General features: G+C 76.3%; 14 protein-coding genes and 1 riboswitch. Of the genes, 9 read left to right on the forward strand and 5 right to left on the reverse strand.

Annotated features, from left to right (window positions below; genetic code table 11):
* The first annotated feature begins 15 nt into the window (after positions 1-15).
* Together ABD841_RS17495 and ABD841_RS17500 are read left to right on the forward strand one after the other, a co-directional pair.
* Positions 16-2526 carry a molybdopterin-dependent oxidoreductase gene (locus ABD841_RS17495; RefSeq protein ID WP_344972674.1) on the forward strand — a complete coding sequence of 837 codons (2511 nt, stop codon included), beginning with the start codon at positions 16-18 and terminating at the stop codon, positions 2524-2526.
* Between the two features lie 67 nt (positions 2527-2593).
* On the forward strand, positions 2594-3544 hold the full coding sequence (locus ABD841_RS17500) for an FAD binding domain-containing protein (protein WP_344972676.1): 951 nt from the start codon (positions 2594-2596) through the stop codon (positions 3542-3544).
* Between the two features lie 55 nt (positions 3545-3599).
* Here ABD841_RS17500 and ABD841_RS17505 read toward each other — a convergent pair whose 3' ends face one another.
* Entirely contained in the window at positions 3600-4073 is a 474-nt protein-coding gene (locus ABD841_RS17505) for a low molecular weight protein-tyrosine-phosphatase (RefSeq protein WP_344972678.1), read from the reverse strand.
* A 375-nt stretch (positions 4074-4448) separates the two neighbouring features.
* Here ABD841_RS17505 and ABD841_RS17510 point away from each other — a divergent pair, with 375 nt between their 5' ends.
* The 5 genes from ABD841_RS17510 (at position 4449) to cobM (ending at position 7924) form a co-directional block, all read left to right on the forward strand.
* Positions 4449-4847, forward strand: a complete 399-nt coding sequence (locus ABD841_RS17510) for a PPOX class F420-dependent oxidoreductase (RefSeq protein ID WP_344972680.1) — start codon at positions 4449-4451, stop codon at positions 4845-4847.
* 3 nt (positions 4848-4850) lie between these two features.
* Positions 4851-5420, forward strand: a complete 570-nt coding sequence (gene def, locus ABD841_RS17515; protein ID WP_344972682.1) for a peptide deformylase — start codon at positions 4851-4853, stop codon at positions 5418-5420.
* Between the two features lie 92 nt (positions 5421-5512).
* Positions 5513-5911 (forward strand): PPOX class F420-dependent oxidoreductase, encoded by a 399-nt coding sequence (locus ABD841_RS17520; RefSeq protein ID WP_344972684.1) that lies wholly within the window; start codon positions 5513-5515, stop codon positions 5909-5911.
* Positions 5904-7184 carry a precorrin-6y C5,15-methyltransferase (decarboxylating) subunit CbiE gene (cbiE, locus tag ABD841_RS17525; RefSeq protein ID WP_344972686.1) on the forward strand — a complete coding sequence of 427 codons (1281 nt, stop codon included), beginning with the start codon at positions 5904-5906 and terminating at the stop codon, positions 7182-7184. Before ABD841_RS17520 ends, cbiE begins: the two co-directional genes overlap by 8 nt.
* On the forward strand, positions 7181-7924 hold the full coding sequence (gene cobM / locus ABD841_RS17530) for a precorrin-4 C(11)-methyltransferase (protein WP_344972688.1): 744 nt from the start codon (positions 7181-7183) through the stop codon (positions 7922-7924). Before cbiE ends, cobM begins: the two co-directional genes overlap by 4 nt.
* A 28-nt stretch (positions 7925-7952) precedes the next feature.
* Here cobM and ABD841_RS17535 read toward each other — a convergent pair whose 3' ends face one another.
* Entirely contained in the window at positions 7953-9026 is a 1074-nt protein-coding gene (locus ABD841_RS17535) for a cobalt-precorrin-5B (C(1))-methyltransferase (RefSeq protein ID WP_344972690.1), read from the reverse strand.
* Between the two features lie 62 nt (positions 9027-9088).
* Here ABD841_RS17535 and ABD841_RS17540 point away from each other — a divergent pair, with 62 nt between their 5' ends.
* Entirely contained in the window at positions 9089-9844 is a 756-nt protein-coding gene (locus ABD841_RS17540) for a cobalt-precorrin-6A reductase (protein WP_425581995.1), read from the forward strand.
* A 137-nt stretch (positions 9845-9981) separates the two neighbouring features.
* On the opposite strand, the gene ABD841_RS17545 is transcribed toward ABD841_RS17540, so the two are convergent.
* The 3 genes from ABD841_RS17545 to ABD841_RS17555 are packed head-to-tail and all read right to left on the reverse strand — an operon-like array spanning position 9982 to position 13528.
* Complete coding sequence (locus tag ABD841_RS17545) at positions 9982-11499, reverse strand: precorrin-2 C(20)-methyltransferase (protein ID WP_344972694.1); 1518 nt, start codon at positions 11497-11499, stop codon at positions 9982-9984.
* 8 nt (positions 11500-11507) lie between these two features.
* Positions 11508-12134 carry a precorrin-8X methylmutase gene (locus ABD841_RS17550; RefSeq protein WP_344972696.1) on the reverse strand — a complete coding sequence of 209 codons (627 nt, stop codon included), beginning with the start codon at positions 12132-12134 and terminating at the stop codon, positions 11508-11510.
* A complete protein-coding gene (locus ABD841_RS17555) occupies positions 12131-13528 on the reverse strand; it encodes a precorrin-3B synthase (RefSeq protein WP_344972698.1) in 1398 nt (465 codons plus the stop codon). Before ABD841_RS17555 ends, ABD841_RS17550 begins: the two co-directional genes overlap by 4 nt.
* A 106-nt stretch (positions 13529-13634) precedes the next feature.
* Positions 13635-13807: riboswitch (cobalamin riboswitch) on the forward strand.
* Positions 13808-14048: 241 nt separating this feature from the next.
* Between ABD841_RS17555 and cobN the strand changes: the two genes are divergently transcribed.
* Entirely contained in the window at positions 14049-17717 is a 3669-nt protein-coding gene (gene cobN / locus ABD841_RS17560; RefSeq protein WP_344972700.1) for a cobaltochelatase subunit CobN, read from the forward strand.
* Positions 17718-17727: the final 10 nt, after the last annotated feature.

Below are 17727 nucleotides of genomic sequence, written 5' to 3' on the forward strand. Positions count from 1 at the left end.
GTCAGCTGGAGAGCTATGAAGATCGTGGTGAACGGCGTCCCCACGGAGGTGGACGCCGGGCCGGACGACGCGGCCGTGGACGTCCTCCGCGAAGGGCTGGGTCTCACCGGGGCCAAGGCCGCCTGCCGTACCGGCGTCTGCGGCGCGTGCACCGTCCTCGTCGACGGCACCCCCCAGGCCGGCTGCCTGCTGCCCGCCGCGGCGGTGCGCGAGCGCGAGGTCACCACCGCCGAGGGCCTCGACCACCCCGTCCAGCGGGCGTTCGCCGTCCACGACGGCCTGCAGTGCGGTTACTGCACCCCGGGGTTCGTCGTCGAGGCCGCCGCCTTCGTCGACGCCTGGCGGGCCGAGCACGGCGACGTCGCCCCGCCCCGCGAGCGGATCGCCGCCGCCCTGGCCGGCCACCTGTGCCGGTGCGGGGCCTACCAGGGCATCTACGCGGCGGTCGCCGCCGCCTGCCGGGGCGAGCACGACGGGGACGCCGCGGTCCCCGCGCGGGTGGAGGCGATGGACAAGGTCACCGGCCGCGCCCGCTACACCACCGACGTGCGCCTGCCCGGGCAGCTGGAAGGTGTGATCATCCGCTCCACCGTGGCGCACGCCCGCGTCACCTCCGTGACGGGCGGCACCCGCCACGTGGTCGACCTGCTCCCACCCGACCGCACCGTCCGCTACGTCGGCCAGCCCGTCGCCGCCGTCGCCGCGCCCACCCGCCGTGAGGCGCTGGCCGCCGCCGGGACCGTGGAGATCGGCTACGACCCGCTCCCCGCCGCGCTCGACGACACGCCCGGCGCCCCGCCCGTCTACGACGCGGACTCGAGGAAACGCGCCCCCAGCTCCAGCGAGGGCCTCAACCTGCCCGGCGGCTGGGACGGCAACGTGCGCGGCCCGTTCACCCGGGCCGGCTGGCGCGGCCGGACCGCCGCCCGCCGGATCGAGGCCGCGCGCCGCGCCGCGGACCCCCGCCTGGTGACCGGGACGTTCACCACCGCCGTGCAGGTGCACACCCCGCTGGAACCGCACGCGTGCGTGGCCCATTGGGACGGCGGCGACCTCCACCTGCACCTGTCCACCCAGACAGTGGGCCTGGCCGCCGCGCAGGCCGCCGAACGGTGGAACCTGCCGCCCGAGCGGGTCCACGTCGTCGCCGACCACGTCGGCGGCGGTTTCGGCGCCAAGGCGGGCATCACGGTGGAGACGGTCGCGGCCGTCGAACTCGCGCGGGCCTGGGCCGCCCCGGTGCGCGTGGTGCTCAGCCGCGCCGAGGAGCTCACCGACGCCGGCAACCGGCCCGGCACCCGGACCACCCTCGAACTGCTCACCGACGACAAGGGAGACCTGGCCGCCCTGTCCGTGGACGTGCGCGGCCGCGGCGGGGTCTCCATCGGATCCGCCGTCGCGGTCTTCGCCCGCCTGATGTACGGCACGGCCCCCCGGCGCCTGCGCGACTACGACGTGGTCACCAACGAGCCGCCCGGCACGCCCTTCCGCGGGCCGGGTGCCCCGCCCCTGCTCTGGGCGCTGGAACAGGCCGTGGACGAGGCCGCCCACCGCCGCGGGGAGGACCCCGTCGCGCTGCGCCGCCGCTGGGACGGCAACCGCAAGCGTCACGCCCTCTACGACTGGGCCGCCGCCCTGCCCGTCTGGGCCGACCGGCCGCCGACCGGCTCGCAGTCGGGCCGCTTCCGCCGCGGCGTCGGCGTGGCCGCCGCCAACTGGGCCTACATGCTCGACCCCGCCACCGAGGTGGAGCTGGAGGTCGAGGACGGGGTGGTCGTGGCCCGTACCACGACCCAGGACATCGGGACCGGCATCCGCAGCGTCATCGCCGGCGTCCTGCGCGAGGAGCTGGATCTGCCCGCCGAGCGGATCCGGGTGGAGATCGGCAGGACGGGCGCCGTGTACGGCCCGCCCTCCATCGGCAGCCGCACCACGACCTCGGTGGCACCGGCCGTCCGCGACGCCGCGCGGCGGCTGCGGGAGCGGGGCCTGGCCGAGGGCGCCAGGGTGGTCGGCCGGCGCCACCGCGACCGGTACGGCTACGTCACCCCGTTCGCGATGTCCGGCATGGCGCTGGGCCGGGGCTTCAGCGGCGCCGTCCACGTCACCGAGGTCGAGGTCGACACCCGCCTGGGCGTCGTCAGGCCGCTGCGCGTGTGGGCCGGCATCGCGGTCGGCCACGTCTACGCCGAACGGCTGGCGCGCAGCCAGTGCGAGGGCGGCATCGTCCAGGGCATCGGATACGCCCTGTACGAGGAACGCCACGTCGACCCCGTGACGGGCACCGTACTGACCGCGAACCTCGACGACTACCGCATCCCCGGCATCGGCGACACCCCGGAGATGACCGTGCACTTCCACCGCGACGGCTGGGAGCACGTCACCGGGCGCGGCGTCGGGGTCGGCGAGGTCTCCACCATCGGCGTGGCCGCCTCGATCGGCAACGCCGTCCACAACGCCACCGGCTGGCGCCCCCACGACCTGCCCATCCGCCCCGACCGCCTCCTCGAAGGGATCACCCGTTGACCTCCAGGAACGACAGCCCGGCCACCGCCCCCGTGCCCGCCGGGGCCCCCGCGCCGGAGGCGACCCGATGACCACCCTGTCCGACCTCGGCGAGGCCGCGCGACGCGGGGGCGAGTTCCGCGCGGGCGGCACCGACCTGATGGCCCGCGAGGCGGCCGGGCCGCACGTGAACCTGCCGGACCTGCTGGACCCGTTGAACCCGCACGGCCTGCCGGACCTGTCCGGCGTCACCTGGCGGGCGGACGGCTCCGTACGGATCGGCGCGCTGACCACCGTCGCGGAGGTCGCCCGCGACCCGCGCCTCGCCGCCGCCCACCCCTGCCTGACGCTGACGGCGGCGGGCCTGGCCACCCCGCAGATCCGCGCGGTCGCCACCGTCGGCGGCAACCTGCTCCAGCGCAACCGGTGCGCCTACTTCCGCAACCCCGCCTTCTCCTGCCACCAGGACGGCGGCGACTCCTGCCCGGCCCGCGCCGGGCACACCCTGCGCGCGGCGATCGTCGACACCGGCCCCTGCGTGGCCCCGCACCCGTCGTCGCTGGCGATGGCCCTGCTCGGGTGCGAGGCCCGGGCCGAGGTGCACGGCCGGGAACCGTTCCCGGTCGGCGACCTGTACGGCGACGGCTCCGACCCGTCCCGCGACCACCTGCTCGGCCCGGGGGAGATCCTCCTCGGGGTGGCCCTGCCGCCGCCCGTCCCCGGCGAGCGGGCCGCCTACCACCGGGCGATCGGCAGATCCGAGGCCGAGTGGCCGCTGGTGGAGGCCGCGGCCCGGCTGGTCCTCGACGGCGGGCGGATCACCTTCGCCAGGGTGGTCGCGGGCGGCGTCGCCCGCGTCCCGCTGCGCCTGACCGAGGTCGAGGAGGCCCTGCTGGCCGGCGAACCCCCGGACCGGGCCGCCGGGCTGGCCGCCGCCCGGTGCACGCCGACGGCCCAGAACCGCTACAAGGTCGCCCTGCTCACCGGGACGGTTCTGGAGGTCCTGGAGCGGGCCGGCGGCGCGGGACGGGAGGGCTGAGCGGCCCGGGGTCCGGGCCTCGGCCGGGATCACCGGCCGCGGCCCGGGCCCGCGCTCAGCCGAGCCTGTCGGCCAGGTGCTTGGCCAGGCCCGCGGCGGCGGCCTCGACCATCTCCAGCACCTCGGCGAAGTCCGCCCGGTCGCCGTAGTAGGGGTCGGGGACCTCGGCGCCCTCCGGGGCGGCCGGGTCGAAGGAGCGGAACAGGCGCACGTCCGCGCCGTCGGGGGCCAGGCGGCGCAGCGCCCGCAGGTTCTCCCGGTCCATGGCCAGCACCAGGTCGACCTGCTCGTACCACTCGGGCAGGAACCGCCGGGCCCGGTGCAGGGAGCCGTCGTAGCCGTGCGCGGCGAGCATCGCGGCGGCGCGCTCGTCCATCGGCCCGCCCTGGTGCCAGCCGCCGGTGCCCGCGCTGTCGACGGTCACCAGGCCGCCCAGGCCGTGGTCGTCGAGGGTCTTCCTCAGCACGATCTCGGCCATCGGGGAGCGGCAGATGTTTCCCATACAAACCAGGCATACGCGGTAGGTCATGCCTACCAGGATGCCGCCCTCCGCGTGGTGCCGGTATCGGCCCCCGGTGCGCGGCCGGAACGCCACCGGCGCGCGAGGCCGGAGCCTTCATCCGCTTTCGAGGGGAAATGCGGCCCGGAGCCGGGGATCGATTACCCTCCGTCGAGCGAAGGTCGCGCCCCGTCCCCTTGCCGGCGTCCGCGACCTGCCGCCATCGTGACCAACCCCACTCCTTCCCGCCGGTCCCCGGAACCCCACTCCTCCCGGCACTCCCGGCAGCCCCGCCCGCCGACGGCCGTGGCGCCCCCTGCGGCCCCCGCGGGGGGCGGCGAAATGGATCAACCGGGCATGATGTTCGATTGCCGCATAGGCATCGTTCGTACCACGGAGGTTCTCGTGGGGAAACTGAGTGAAGAGGCCAGGGACCTGCTCAGGCAGCCCATCCACGCCTGGGTGACCACAGTCAGGCCCGACGGGTCGCTGCACAGCACCGTCGTCTGGGTCGACGTCGACGGCGACGACGTCATCTTCAACACCGCCGTCGGCCGCGCCAAGGAGCGCCACCTGCGCAGGGACCCCCGCGTCTCGGTGAGCGTCCTCGACCCGGAGGACGCCTTCCACCTGGTGAGCGTCTCGGGCGACGCCCGGCTGGAGCTGGAGGGCGCCGACGAGGTCATCGACCGCCTGGCGAACAAGTATCTCGGCGTGGAGACCTACCCCTACCGGCAGCCGGACGAGCAGCGCATCACCGTGCGCGTCACGCCCGGCGCGGTCATCTTCAACCCGGGGAGCTGAGCGGTGGCGGCGCGCGGGTGGGGCGAGGAGGGCGTCGGCCCCGGCACGGCCGTGCCGATCCGGCACGTCGGCGACCCGGTGCTGCACCGGCCCTGCCGGCCGGTGACCGAGTTCGACGACGAGCTCGCCGGGCTCGTCCAGGACATGTTCGCCAGCATGTACGCGGCCGAGGGCGTGGGGCTCGCGGCCAACCAGATCGGCGTCGACCGGCGCGTGTTCGTCTACGACTGCCCCGACGCGACCGAGGAGTGGCGCAAGGGCGTCGTCGTCAACCCCACCCTTGTCCTACCCGGGCCCGCCGAGCGTGCCCTCGCCGAGTACGAGGAGGGCTGCCTCTCGGTTCCGGACCAGCGGGCCGAGCTCGCCCGGCCGGACCGGGCGGTCGTGCACGGCTCCGACGTCACCGGGGCGCCCGTGACGGTGGAGGGGACCGGGCTGCTGGCCCGGTGCCTGCAGCACGAGACCGACCACCTCGACGGCCGCCTCTACATCGACCTGCTCCCGGCCGAACGCCGCGAGGAGGTCCTGCGGGCCTACGAGCGGGAGCGCGACCGGCCGGCCGAGCCGGACTGACCCGGGCCGGGGCCCGGAGGAGGCGATCCTCCGCCGGGTTCCGCACCCGGCTAGCATGTCGCCGTCACGACGGCATCGGGAAGGGCTGGGTGTTGAAGGATCTCGGAGAGGGGTTCCGCGCCTTCTGGCGCGAGCGCCACCTGTGCACGCTGACCACCGTGCGCGCCGACGGCACGCCGCACGTCGTCCCGGTGGGGGTGACGCTCGACACGGAGTCGGGCATCGCCAGGGTGATCACCTCGGGCGGTACGAGAAAGGTCCGCAACGTTCTCGCCTCCGGCGGCGAGACCGCGGAGGGCGCCCCAGTCGCGGTCTGCCAGGTCGACGGCGCCCGCTGGTCGACGCTGGAGGGGCGCGCGGTGATCCGCACCGACCCCGGGTCGGTCGCCGACGCCGAGCACCGCTACACCGAGCGCTACAAGCCGCCCCGCGACAACCCCGCCCGCGTCGTGATCGAGATCCGCGTCACCCGGGTGCTGGGCAATGTCTGACCTCGTCACCGTCGTGGGCATCGGGGCCGACGGCTGGGCCGGTCTCTCCGCGGCCGCGCGGCGCGAGCTGCACGCCGCCGAGGTCCTGATGGGCAGCGCCCGCCAGCTCGCCCTGATCCCCGAGCCGACCGCCGAGCGCGTCGCCTGGCCCTCGCCGCTGCTCCCGGCGCTGCCCGCCCTGATCGCCTCCCACCGGGGGCGCCGGGTGTGCGTGCTGGCCAGCGGAGACCCCATGTTCCACGGCATCGGCACCACACTGGTCCGGCTGCTCGGCGCCGGCCGGGTCCGGGTCCTGCCGCACCCGTCGTCGGTCTCGCTGGCCTGTGCCCGGCTCGGCTGGGCCGCCGACCGGGTCGACGTGGTCAGCCTCGTCACCGCGCCCGCCGAGGTGCTGCACGCCCGCGTGCACGGTGGCCGCCGGATCATCGTCCTCAGCGCCGACGGCCGCACCCCCGCCCAGGTCGCCGCGCTGCTCACCGCCCGCGGGTACGGCGGCAGCCCGATGGCGGTCCTGGAGCGGCTGGGCGGCCCGGAGGAGCGCGTGGTCTCGGGCACGGCGGCCGGCTGGTCGCTGCCCGCCGCCCACGACCTCAACGTCGTCGCCGTGGAGTGCCTGGCCGACGCCGGGACCGTCGAGCTGCCCCGCGTTCCCGGCCTGCCCGACGACGCGTACGAGCACGACGGCCAGCTCACCAAGAGCGAGGTGCGCGCGGTGACCCTGTCCCGTCTGGCGCCCGTCCCCGGCGAGCTGCTGTGGGACGTCGGCGCGGGCGCGGGCAGCATCGGCGTCGAGTGGATGCGCGTCCACCCGGACAACCGGGCGGTCGCGGTGGAGGCCCGCCCCGACCGGGCCGCGGCCGTCGCCCGCAACGCCGCCCGGCTGGGGGTGCCCGGCCTGTCCGTGGTCACCGGCGCCGCCCCGGCCGCGCTCGACGGCCTGGAGCGGCCCGACGCCGTGTTCATCGGCGGCGGGGTCACCGTCCCCGGCGTGGTCGAGGACTGCTGGGCGGCGCTGCGGCCCGGCGGCAGGCTCGTGGCCAACGCGGTGACCGTCGAGTCCGAGGCCGTACTGGCCTCCTGGTTCGGCGAGCTCGGCGGCGACCTGGTCCGGCTCTCGGTCGGCAGGGCCGCCCCGGTCGGCGGCTTCACCGGCTGGCGCCCCATGATGCCCGTGACGATCTGGACCGTCGTCAAGCCGTCCCCCGACCCCGGACCCCCGGGGCCGCCCGAGTCGCCGGGGTCACCGGCGCAGTCCGGGGAGGAGGGGCGATGACGGTGCGCTTCATCGGGGCGGGGCCCGGCGCCGCCGACCTGATCACCGTGCGGGGGCAGCGGGCGCTCGCCGCGGCCCCCGTGTGCCTGTACGCCGGGTCGCTGGTCCCGGCCGAGCTGCTGGAGTGCTGCCCACCGGGCGCGCGGCTGGTCGACACCGCGAAGATGACCCTGGAGGAGATCGTCGCGGAGATGCTCGCCGCGCACGGCGCCGGGCACGACGTGGCCCGGCTGCACTCCGGCGACCCGTCGGTGTTCAGCGCCATGGCCGAGCAGATGCGACGGCTGGACGCCGCGGGCGTGCCCTACGAGGTGGTCCCCGGCGTGCCCGCGTTCGCCGCCGCGGCGGCGTCGCTGAAGCGCGAGCTCACCGTGCCGGGCGTCGGCCAGACCATCGTGCTGACCCGCACCGCGGCGCGCGCCACCCCCATGCCGGACGGGGAGGACCTCGGCACGCTCGGCCGCAGCCGCGCCACGATGGTCCTGCACCTGGCGGTGCAGCGGATCGAGGCGGTCGTGGCCGAGCTCGTCCCCGCCTACGGCGCCGACTGCCCGGTGGCCGTGGTGGCCAGGGCCAGCCGTGACGACGAGGTGATCCTCCGCGGCACCCTGGCCGACATCGCCGGTCAGGTCCGCGACGCGGGGATCCTGCGCACCGCGGTGATCGTCGTCGGCCGGGTGCTGACCGCCTCGGAGTTCCCCGACAGCCACCTGTACTCGGCCGCCCGCTGCCGTGACTGAGCCCGCCGTTCCCGGGACCGGGGCCGGGTCAGCCGGCGCGGCCGACGATGACGCCCGCGCGGTCGACGACCACCACGTCCACCGCCACCGGCGCGTCGCGCAGCACGCCCGCGGCCGTGCGGCGGGCCCGTTCGGCGACCAGGTCGCCCAGGGGCAGGCCCGCCTCCTGGCACAGGTGCAGCGCGTGCAGCGCCGTGTTCGCCGCCAGCACCCGCCCGGCCAGCTCCTCCCCGCCGCCCGCCGCGCGGACGAGCTCGGCGAGCATGCCCGGATTGACCTGCGAGCGCCCGGAGTGGAGGTCCAGGTGGCCGTCGGCGAGCTTGGAGAGCTTGCCGATGCCGCCGGCGACGGTCAGCCGGGGCACGGGATGCCTGCGCAGATACTTCAGCACGGCGCCCGCGAAGTCTCCCATGTCCAGCAGGGCGTCCTCGGGCAGCCCGTACAGCTCGGCGGCGACCCGCTCCGAGGTGCTCCCGGTGCATCCGGCCACGTGGACGCGGCCCGCGGCCCTGGCCACGTCGACGCCGCGCCGGATGCTGTCGATCCAGGCCGAGCACGAGTACGGCACCACGACGCCGGTCGTGCCGAGGATCGACAGCCCGCCCAGGATGCCCAGGCGCGGGTTCCAGGTGCGCCGGGCCAGCTCCTCGCCGTGCTCCACCGAGATCTCCACGACCACGTCACCGCCGCCGCCGTACCGGGCGGCCACCTCGGCGAGGTGCTCGCGCATCATCCGCCGGGGCACCGGGTTGATCGCGGGCTCGCCCACCCGGAGCGGGAGACCCGGCTTGGTGACGGTGCCGACCCCGGGCCCGGCGACGAACACCACCCCGGTCCCGGGGGCGCCGTGCCGGACGGTGGAGGAGATCAGCGCGCCGTGCGTCACGTCGGGGTCGTCACCGGCGTCCTTGACCACCGCGGCCATGGCGCGGTCACCCGACAGCTCCTCCCTGGCCAGCGCGAACGCCGGGCGCTGCCCCTTGGGCAGGGTGATCTCCACCGGGTCGGGGAAACCGCCGCCGAGCAGCGCGGTGTAGGCGGCGGTGGTCGCCGCGGTCGCGCAGGCGCCGGTGGTCCACCCGTGGCGCAGGGGCCCGCTCATGCTTCCGGCGCCGATCGACACGGCGGGACGGCGCCCCGCGACGGAGGAGAGGGGACGGTGTGCTGAACATCCTGGTGCTGGGCGGCACGGACGAGGCCAGGCGGCTGGCCGCCGCGCTCGTCGCACGCCCCGGGACGCACGTGGTGTCGTCCCTGGCGGGACGGGTGCGCGACCCGAAGCTCCCGGTGGGGGAGGTGCACGAGGGCGGCTTCGGCGGCCCCGACGGGCTGGCCGCCTGGCTGGCCGAGCGGCGCGTCGACGTCGTCGTGGACGCCACGCACCCCTTCGCCGCGCGGATGACCGCCTCCGCGGTCGAGGCGACGGGCCGGACCGGCCTGCCGCTGCTGATCCTGCGGCGGCCGGGCTGGCGGCAGGGGCCCGGCGACGACTGGCGCTGGGTTCCCTCGCTCGCCGCCGCCGCCGAGCTGCTGCCGTCGCTGGGCGAGCGGGTGTTCCTGACCACCGGCCGCCGGAGCCTGCCGGTCTTCGCCGGGCTGGACGGCCAGTGGTTCCTGGCCCGCTCGGTCGACCCGCCCGAGCCGCCGGCCCCGCGCCGCCTGGAGGTGCTGCTCAGCCGGGGCCCGTTCACGGTCGAGGGCGAGCTGGCCCTGATGCGCGAGCACCGCGTCGAGGTGCTTGTCACCAAGGACAGCGGCGGCGAGATGACCACCGCCAAGCTGGTCGCCGCCCGCGAGCTCGGGCTGCCCGTCGTGATCGTCCGCCGGCCCGCCCTGCGCGCCGGGGTGCCCGCGGTGGTGACCGTCGAGGCGGCCCTGGCCTGGCTGGACTCCGCGACCGGCGCCGGGACGCCGGGCTGAGCCGGGGCCGGGGCACGCCGCGGGATCGGGGCGGCGGGCTGCGCCGTGGTTCGCGGACGCCGTGAGACCCGGACGCCGGGCTGAGCCGGGGCCGGGGGACGCCGCGGGATCGGGGCGGCGGGCGCCCCGGCGGGGAGTCATGCCGGGTAGCGGCGGGGGGTGAACACCACCCGGCCGCCGTCGCCCCGCTCGACCACCCGCGTGGTCGACGACCCCACCAGCAGCAGGCAGCGCATGTCGACCGCCGCCGGGTCGAGCTCGCCGAGGGTGGTGATCGTCATGCTCTCCCGGGGCCCTCCGACGTCGCGGCCGACGACCACCGGGGTCTCCGGCACGCGGTGCTCCAGGAGCAGGTCACGCGCGGCGGCCACCTGCCAGGTACGGCTCTTCGAGGCCGGGTTGTAGATCGCCAGGACCAGGTCGGCCTTGGCCGCGGCACTGATCCGCTCGGCGACGATCTCCCACGGCTTGAGCAGGTCCGACAGCGACAGCACGCAGTAGTCGTGGCCCAGGGGCGCCCCGGCCCGGCTGGCCACCGCGTGCGCCGCGGTCAGGCCCGGCAGCACCCGCACCGGGACGTGCGCGAAGCGGGGCTCGCACGCCACCTCCAGTACCGCGCTGGCCATCGCGAACACCCCGGGGTCGCCCGAGGAGACCACAGCCACCCGGGACCCGGCCGCGGCCAGCTCCAGCGCGTGCGCGGCGCGCTCGGCCTCCACCCGGTTGTCGGTGGGGTGGCGGCGCTGCCGCGGGTTCGGCGGGACCCGGTCGAGGTAGGGGCCGTACCCGACGAGGTCGTCGACACCGGCCAGCGCCTCCTGGACCTCGGGCGTCAGCCACGGCCGTCCGGCCGGGCCGAGCCCGACCACGACCACCTCGCCGCGTGCCCCCGCGGCGTCCGGGGCCGTCTCCCCCCGGACGGGCGCGGGTCCGGCGGCGTTGACCGGACTCGGGATCAGCGCCAGGGAGAAGTACGGCACGCTGTCCGGATCCACCTCGGCGAGCGGGGCCAGGCGCTGCTGCCCGGTGGTGGCGCGCTCCACGTACCAGGCCTCGTCCAGGCGCCCGGCCTCGGCCAGCGCGTCGCGGACCTTGGCGAACGTGCGGCCGAGCTTGAGCACCGCGGCCGAGTCGGTCGCCGCGAGACGCTCGGCGAGGACGGGCGCGGGGAGCGTCCCCGGCAGCACGGTGAGCACCTCGTCGCGCTCGACCAGCGGGCGCCCGAGGACCGCCGAGGCGCCGCTGACCGAGGTCACGCCCGGCACCACCTCGGTGACGTAGCGGTGCGCCAGGCGCTTGTGCATGTGCATGTAGGAGCCGTAGAAGAGCGGGTCGCCCTCGCACAGCACCACCACGTCGCGCCCGGCGTCCAGGTGGGCCGCCAGCCGCACCGCGCAGTCGGCGTAGAAGTCGTCGATCGCGCCCTGGTAGCCGCCGGGGTGGTCGGTGGTCTCCGTGGTGAGCGGATAGATGAGAGCCTCCTCGATCTGCCCCTCACGCAGGTACGGCGCCGCCACCGAGCGGGCGATGCTCCGGCCGTGGCGGGCGCTGTGGAAGGCGATCACGTCCGCCGCGCCGATGAGGCGGGCCGCCTTGACGGTCACCAACTCGGGATCCCCGGGCCCGAGCCCCACACCCCACAGCCGTCCGGTCATGTCGCTGCTCACTCCTCCTCGCTCGCGATCGCGTTGACCGCGGCGGCGGTCATCGCGCTCCCGCCCCGGCGGCCGTGCACGACCAGGTACGCAAGGCCCGCCGGATGCTCGGCGAGGGCCTGCTTGGACTCGGCGGCGCCGATGAACCCGACCGGGACGCCGAGTACGGCGGCCGGCCGGCCCGCGCCCTCCTCGACCATCTCCAGCAGCCGGAACAGGGCCGTGGGCGCGTTCCCGATCGCCACCACGGAGCCGTCCAGCCGGTCGCGCCAGAGCTCCAGCGCCGCGGCGCTGCGGGTGGTGCCCAGCCGTTCGGCGAGCTCCGGCACCCGGGGGTCGCCAAGGGTGCAGATCACCTCGTTGTCCGCGGGCAGGCGGCGCCGGGTCACTCCGGAGGCGACCATCCGGGCGTCGCAGAGCACCGGCGCGCCGGCGCGCAGGGCCGCGCGGGCCGACGCCACGACCCCGGGCGACCAGGCGAGGTCGGCCACCAGGTCGACCATCCCGCAGGCGTGGATCATGCGGACCGCCACCTGGGCGACGTCGGGGGGCAGGCCGTCCAGGTCGGCCTCGGTGCGGATGGTGGCGAACGAACGGCGGTAGATCTCCGCGCCGTCACGGACGTAGTCGATCACAGGTCCCCTCTGGCGGCCGCCACCGCGGCCGCGGTCTCCTCGATGCCGGCACAGGCCCGGCCGGTGCCGTCCAGTTCCACCCGGTAGCCGTCGCCGGTGGCGACCACGTCCGCGACCCGTCCCCGCGGACGGCCGCAGCGCCTGCCGCAGCCGGCCCAGTGCACCGGGAGCGTACCGGTGCCCGGGGCGCGGCCCGCGACCGGGGCGGCTCCGCCGGTGCCACCGGGGGAGGTCGCACCCCGGCTTCCCGCCGGGCCGTCCGGATCGGGCGGGCCGGGTGAGCCGGAAGGGCCGGCCGCGCCGGACAGGGCGATGACGAGGGCGGCGTCGGCTTGGACGTCGGCGAGTGACCTGGCGCAGCCCGGCCGGCCGGTACAGGCCGTCACACCGATCCACGGTGAGTCGGGGTCGACGACCAGTCCGGCGGCCACGAGGCGGGCGGCCGTCCCGGCGACCTGGTCCTTCCGCAGGCCGGGCAGGACCGCGCCGCGCCACGGCGTGAGCCGGATCTCGCCGCCGGCGGCCGCGTCCGCGAGCGCCTCGGCCTGCTCGGCGGTCAGCCGCCCCAGCGGCACGGCGACCCCGAGCGCGACCCGCGCCCCGTCCCCGCCCGGGACGACTCCCACCGGCCCGAACGCCGCGGCCCGTGGCCGCACCGGCCCGGTGCCGCCGCCCGCCTCCCCGGTGCCACCCGCCCGTCCGGGCCCGGGCTCGGGGACGGCACCCCCGGAGCCGGGTCCGGCCGCGCCGGAGGGCGGTGCGAGGACGGCCCGCAGACGGGTGGCGATCCGGGCGGGACCGTCGTGGAGCTCGGAGACGCGCCAGACGGTGACGTCCTGGGCCGCCTGCTCGGCGAGGAAGGCGTCGGCGGCGGCGAGCAGGACGGTCACGGCCCCGCCCAGCGGGACGCGCAGGCCGCTGTCGGCCCCCGCGAGCAGCACCGCGGCCTCGTCCGGGCCGGTCGGCAGGATCCCGGAGTCGGCGTCGAACCCGGCCACGTCCCCCCGCCCGTCGTCGAGGGCGAACATGAACCGCCCGGGCAGGGCGGCCAGCGCCGGCCGGGCGCACAGCCGCCGGTCCAGTTCCTCCACCAGGGGCGTGACGTCGGCGATCCCGCCGCCGCCCGGACCGTCCAGGCCGGTCAGCGGGGAGGCGAGGACGTTGCGGACGCGCTCGTGGGTGGCCGACGGCAGCAGGCCCGCGTCGGCCATCCGCGCGGCGAACCCGCCGTCCGGGCCGAGGCCGCGGACCTGGATGTTCGCCCGCGAGGTCAGCTCGATGACGCCGTTCCCGTACGAGGCCGAGGCGCGGGCGATCTCGCGCAGCTGGGTGGCCGTCAGGCGCCCGCCGGGCACGCGGACGCGCGCCAGGCCGCCGTCGGCGGCGGCGTGCACCTGGAGAGCCCCGGGACATGCGTCAAGTCGCGATCGTCCGGAAAAGTCGGGAATGGCCACGGACAGGATGCTAATGCCAGTTTCTTGCAATGGACCGGACTGCCGTAGTGTCATCGTTGGCGACGGTACAGGGAGGAAGCCGGTGCGAGTCCGGCGCGGTCCCGCCACTGTGACCGGGGAGCGAACCCCACCCGGGCCACTGTCCGGCGACGGACGGGAAGGCCGGGGTGAGCACCGATCCGGGAGCCAGGAGACTCCAGCCGTCGCGGCCGACGACGACCCGGGGCGAGGACCCCGAGGGAGGGAGCTCCGTGCGCTTTTCGCCGTTCCCCCGCCACACCGTGGCACCGCTGAGCCCTGCCGCCACGTCCACCGTGGCATCGCCGGGCGCTGCCGGGGCCACCGTGGCACCGCTGGTCCATGCCACGTCCGCCGTGGCACCGCCGGCCCGCGCCGGTGCCGCCGTGGCATCGCCCGGCCTCACCGCCGGGTCCCGCGGCTTCTCCGCGGAGCGTGGCGCGTGATCCTCCTGCTCTCCACCTCCGACACCGACCTGCTGAGCGCCCGCGCGAGCGGGGCCGGCTACCGGCTGGGCAATCCCGCCCGGCTCACCGCCGAGGACCTCCCGTCGCTGGCGGAGGGCGTCGACCTGGTCGTGGTCCGCCTGCTGGGCGGGCGCCGGGCCTGGGAGGAGGGCCTGGACGCGCTGCTCGCCGGGCCCCGGCCCGTCGTCGTCCTCGGCGGTGAGCAGGCGCCGGACGCCGAGCTGATGGAGCTGTCCACGGTGCCCGGCGGCGTCTGCGCCGAGGCGCACGCCTACCTCGCCCACGGCGGCCCGGCCAACCTGACCGAACTCCACCGGTTCCTGTCGGACACGCTGCTGCTCACCGGCCACGGGTTCGCCCCACCGGTGCCCACCCCCACCTGGGGCGTGCTGGAGCGGCGGGCCCGGCGTGAGGACGGGCCGGTCGTCGGAGTGCTCTACTACCGGGCCCACCACGTGGCGGGCAACACCGCCTTCGTCGAGGCCCTCTGCTCGGCCGTCGAGGACGCCGGCGGCCGGGCGCTGCCCCTGTACTGCGCGTCCCTGCGCGCCGCCGAGCCCGGCCTGCTCGACGCCCTGCGCACGGTCGACGCCCTCGTGGTGACCGTGCTCGCCGCGGGCGGCACCCGCCCGGCCACCGCCTCGGCCGGCGGCGACGACGAGGCCTGGGACGTCGGCGCCCTCGCCGAGCTGGACGTGCCCATCCTGCAGGGGCTCTGCCTGACGAGCAGCCGCGCCTCCTGGGAGGAGAACGACGACGGCCTGTCACCGCTGGACGCCGCCACCCAGGTCGCGATCCCCGAGTTCGACGGGCGGATCATCACCGTGCCGTTCTCCTTCAAGGAGATCGACGAGGACGGGCTGACCGTCTACGTGGCCGACCCCGAGCGGGCCGCGCGGGTCGCGGGCATCGCCGTGCGCCACGCCGCGCTGCGGCACGTCCCGCCCGCCGAGCGGCGGCTGGTGCTGATGCTGTCGGCCTACCCCACCAAGCATGCCCGCATCGGCAACGCCGTCGGCCTGGACACCCCCGCGAGCCTCGTCCGGCTGCTGGCCGCGCTGCGCGAGCGGGGCTACGACATCGGCGCCGAGGGCGAGCTGCCCGGAGTGGCCGAGCGGGACGGCGACGCGCTGATCCACGCCCTGATCGCCGCGGGCGGACAGGACCAGGACTGGCTGACCGAGGAGCAGCTCGCCGCCAACCCGGTGCGTATCGCGGCGGGCCGCTACGCCGAGTGGTACGCCACGCTCCCGGAGGATCTGCGCGCCGGGATCGAGGAGCACTGGGGCCCGCCGCCCGGCGAGCTGTTCGTGGACCGCTCGCGTGACCCGGAGGGCGAGATCGTGCTGGCCGCGCTGCGCGCCGGCAACGTCGTGGTCATGGTGCAGCCGCCCCGCGGCTTCGGCGAGAACCCCATCGCGATCTACCACGACCCCGACCTGCCGCCCAGCCACCACTACCTGGCGGCCTACCGCTGGCTGGCCGACGGCTTCGGCGCCCACGCCGTGGTCCACGTGGGCAAGCACGGCAACCTGGAGTGGCTGCCCGGGAAGTCCGCGGGCCTGTCGGCCTCCTGCGGGCCCGACGCGGCCCTGGGCGACCTGCCGCTGATCTACCCGTTCCTGGTCAACGACCCCGGCGAGGGCACGCAGGCCAAGCGCCGCGCCCACGCCACCCTGGTGGACCACCTCGTCCCGCCGATGGCCCGCGCCGACACCTACGGCGACATGGCCCGGCTGGAGCAGCTGCTCGACGAGCACGCCTCGATCGCCGTGATGGACCCGGCCAAGCTGCCCGCGATCCGCGCCCAGATCTGGACGCTCGTCCAGGCCGCCCGGCTCGACCACGACCTCGGCGTCGAGGACCGCCCGCACGACGCCGAGTTCGACGACTTCCTGCTGCACGTCGACGGCTGGCTGTGCGAGGTCAAGGACGTCCAGATCCGTGACGGCCTGCACGTGCTCGGGGCCGCCCCCGAGGGCGCCACGCGGGTCGACCTCGTGCTGGCGATGCTGCGCGCCCGGCAGGTCTGGGCCGGCAGCCAGGCGCTGCCCGGCCTGCGTGAGGCCCTGGGCCTGGCCGAGGACGGCACCGCCGGCCGGATCGGCGTCGACGAGGCCGAGGCGCTGGCCCGGGCCCTGGTCGAGGGCATGGAGGCCCGGGGCTGGGACGCCGCCGCCGTCCCCGAGGTGACCGCCGCCGTCCTGACCCCCGCCGCGGGGTCCCCGGGCGTCACGGCCTCCGCCGCCGAGCCCGCCGCGGCCCTCCCGGACGCCGCCGGCCCGGAACGCGCGGAGCGGGTGGAGCGGATCCTGCGGTTCGCCGCCACCGAGGTCGTGCCCCGGCTGGCGCGTACCACCGACGAGATCGACGCGATCCTGCACGCCCTCGACGGCGGGTACGTCCCGGCCGGGCCGAGCGGCTCCCCGCTGCGCGGGCTGATCAACGTGCTCCCCACCGGCCGCAACTTCTACTCGGTCGATCCCAAGGCCGTGCCGAGCAGGCTGGCCTGGGAGACGGGCCAGGCGATGGCCGACTCCCTGCTGGAGCGCTACCGGGCCGACACCGGCGACTGGCCGCGCTCGGTCGGGCTGTCGGTGTGGGGGACCAGCGCCATGCGCACCGCCGGGGACGACGTGGCCGAGGTGCTGGCGCTGCTCGGCGTGCGGCCGGTGTGGGACGAGGCCTCGCGGCGCGTCACCGGCCTCGCGCCGATCCCGGCGGCGGAGCTCGGCCGCCCGCGCGTGGACGTGACCGTCCGGATCAGCGGTTTCTTCCGCGACGCGTTCCCGCACGTCGTGGCGTTGCTGGACGACGCCGTGCGACTGGTGGCCGAGCTGGAGGAGCCCGAGGAGGCCAACTACGTCCGCGCCCACGTGCTCGCCGACCGCGCGGTCCACGGCGACGGGCGCCGGGCCACCATGCGGATCTTCGGCTCGCGCCCGGGCGCCTACGGGGCCGGGCTGCTGCCGTTGATCGACAGCCGCAACTGGCGCGACGACGCCGACCTCGCCGAGGTGTACGCGGTCTGGGGCGGCTTCGCCTACGGCCGGGGGGTCGACGGGGTCCCGGCCCGCCAGGACATGGAGGCCGCCTACCGGCGGATCGCGGTGGCGGCCAAGAACGTCGACACCCGCGAGCACGACATCGCCGACTCCGACGACTACTTCCAGTACCACGGCGGCATGATCGCCACGGTCCGGGCGCTCACCGGGAAGGCCCCGGCCGCCTACATCGGCGACAGCACCAGGCCGGACGCGGTCCGCACCCGGACGCTCTCCGAGGAGACGTCCCGGATCTTCCGCGCCCGGGTGGTCAACCCCCGCTGGCTGGCCGCCATGCGCCGGCACGGCTACAAGGGCGCGTTCGAGCTGGCCGCGACCGTCGACTACCTGTTCGGCTACGACGCCACCACCGGCGTGGTCGCCGACTGGATGTACGACAAGCTGGCCGCGACCTACGTGCTGGACCCGGAGAACCAGGAGTTCATGGCCCGCTCGAACCCCTGGGCCCTGCACGGCATCGCCGAACGGCTGCTGGAGGCGGCCAACCGGGGCATGTGGGAGCATCCCGACCCCGACATCCTGCGGGGCCTGCAGGAGGTCTACCTGAAGTCGGAGGGCGACCTGGAGGACGGCGCCTGACGCCTGCCGC

The sequence above is a fragment of the Streptosporangium fragile genome, assembly GCF_039534445.1.
Classification (GTDB): Bacteria; Actinomycetota; Actinomycetes; order Streptosporangiales; family Streptosporangiaceae; genus Streptosporangium; species Streptosporangium fragile.

Excerpts from the sequence above, each read along its gene's own strand:
- cobM (WP_344972688.1), top strand. The coding sequence starts at position 7,181 with ATGACGGTGCGCTTCATCGGGGCGGGGCCCGGCGCCGCCGACCTGATC.
- ABD841_RS17545 (WP_344972694.1), bottom strand. The coding sequence starts at position 11,499 with ATGACCGGACGGCTGTGGGGTGTGGGGCTCGGGCCCGGGGATCCCGAG.
- ABD841_RS17535 (WP_344972690.1), bottom strand. The coding sequence starts at position 9,026 with ATGAGCGGGCCCCTGCGCCACGGGTGGACCACCGGCGCCTGCGCGACC.
- ABD841_RS17500 (WP_344972676.1), top strand. The coding sequence starts at position 2,594 with ATGACCACCCTGTCCGACCTCGGCGAGGCCGCGCGACGCGGGGGCGAG.
- ABD841_RS17505 (WP_344972678.1), bottom strand. The coding sequence starts at position 4,073 with ATGACCTACCGCGTATGCCTGGTTTGTATGGGAAACATCTGCCGCTCC.
- ABD841_RS17495 (WP_344972674.1), top strand. The coding sequence starts at position 16 with ATGAAGATCGTGGTGAACGGCGTCCCCACGGAGGTGGACGCCGGGCCG.
- cbiE (WP_344972686.1), top strand. The coding sequence starts at position 5,904 with ATGTCTGACCTCGTCACCGTCGTGGGCATCGGGGCCGACGGCTGGGCC.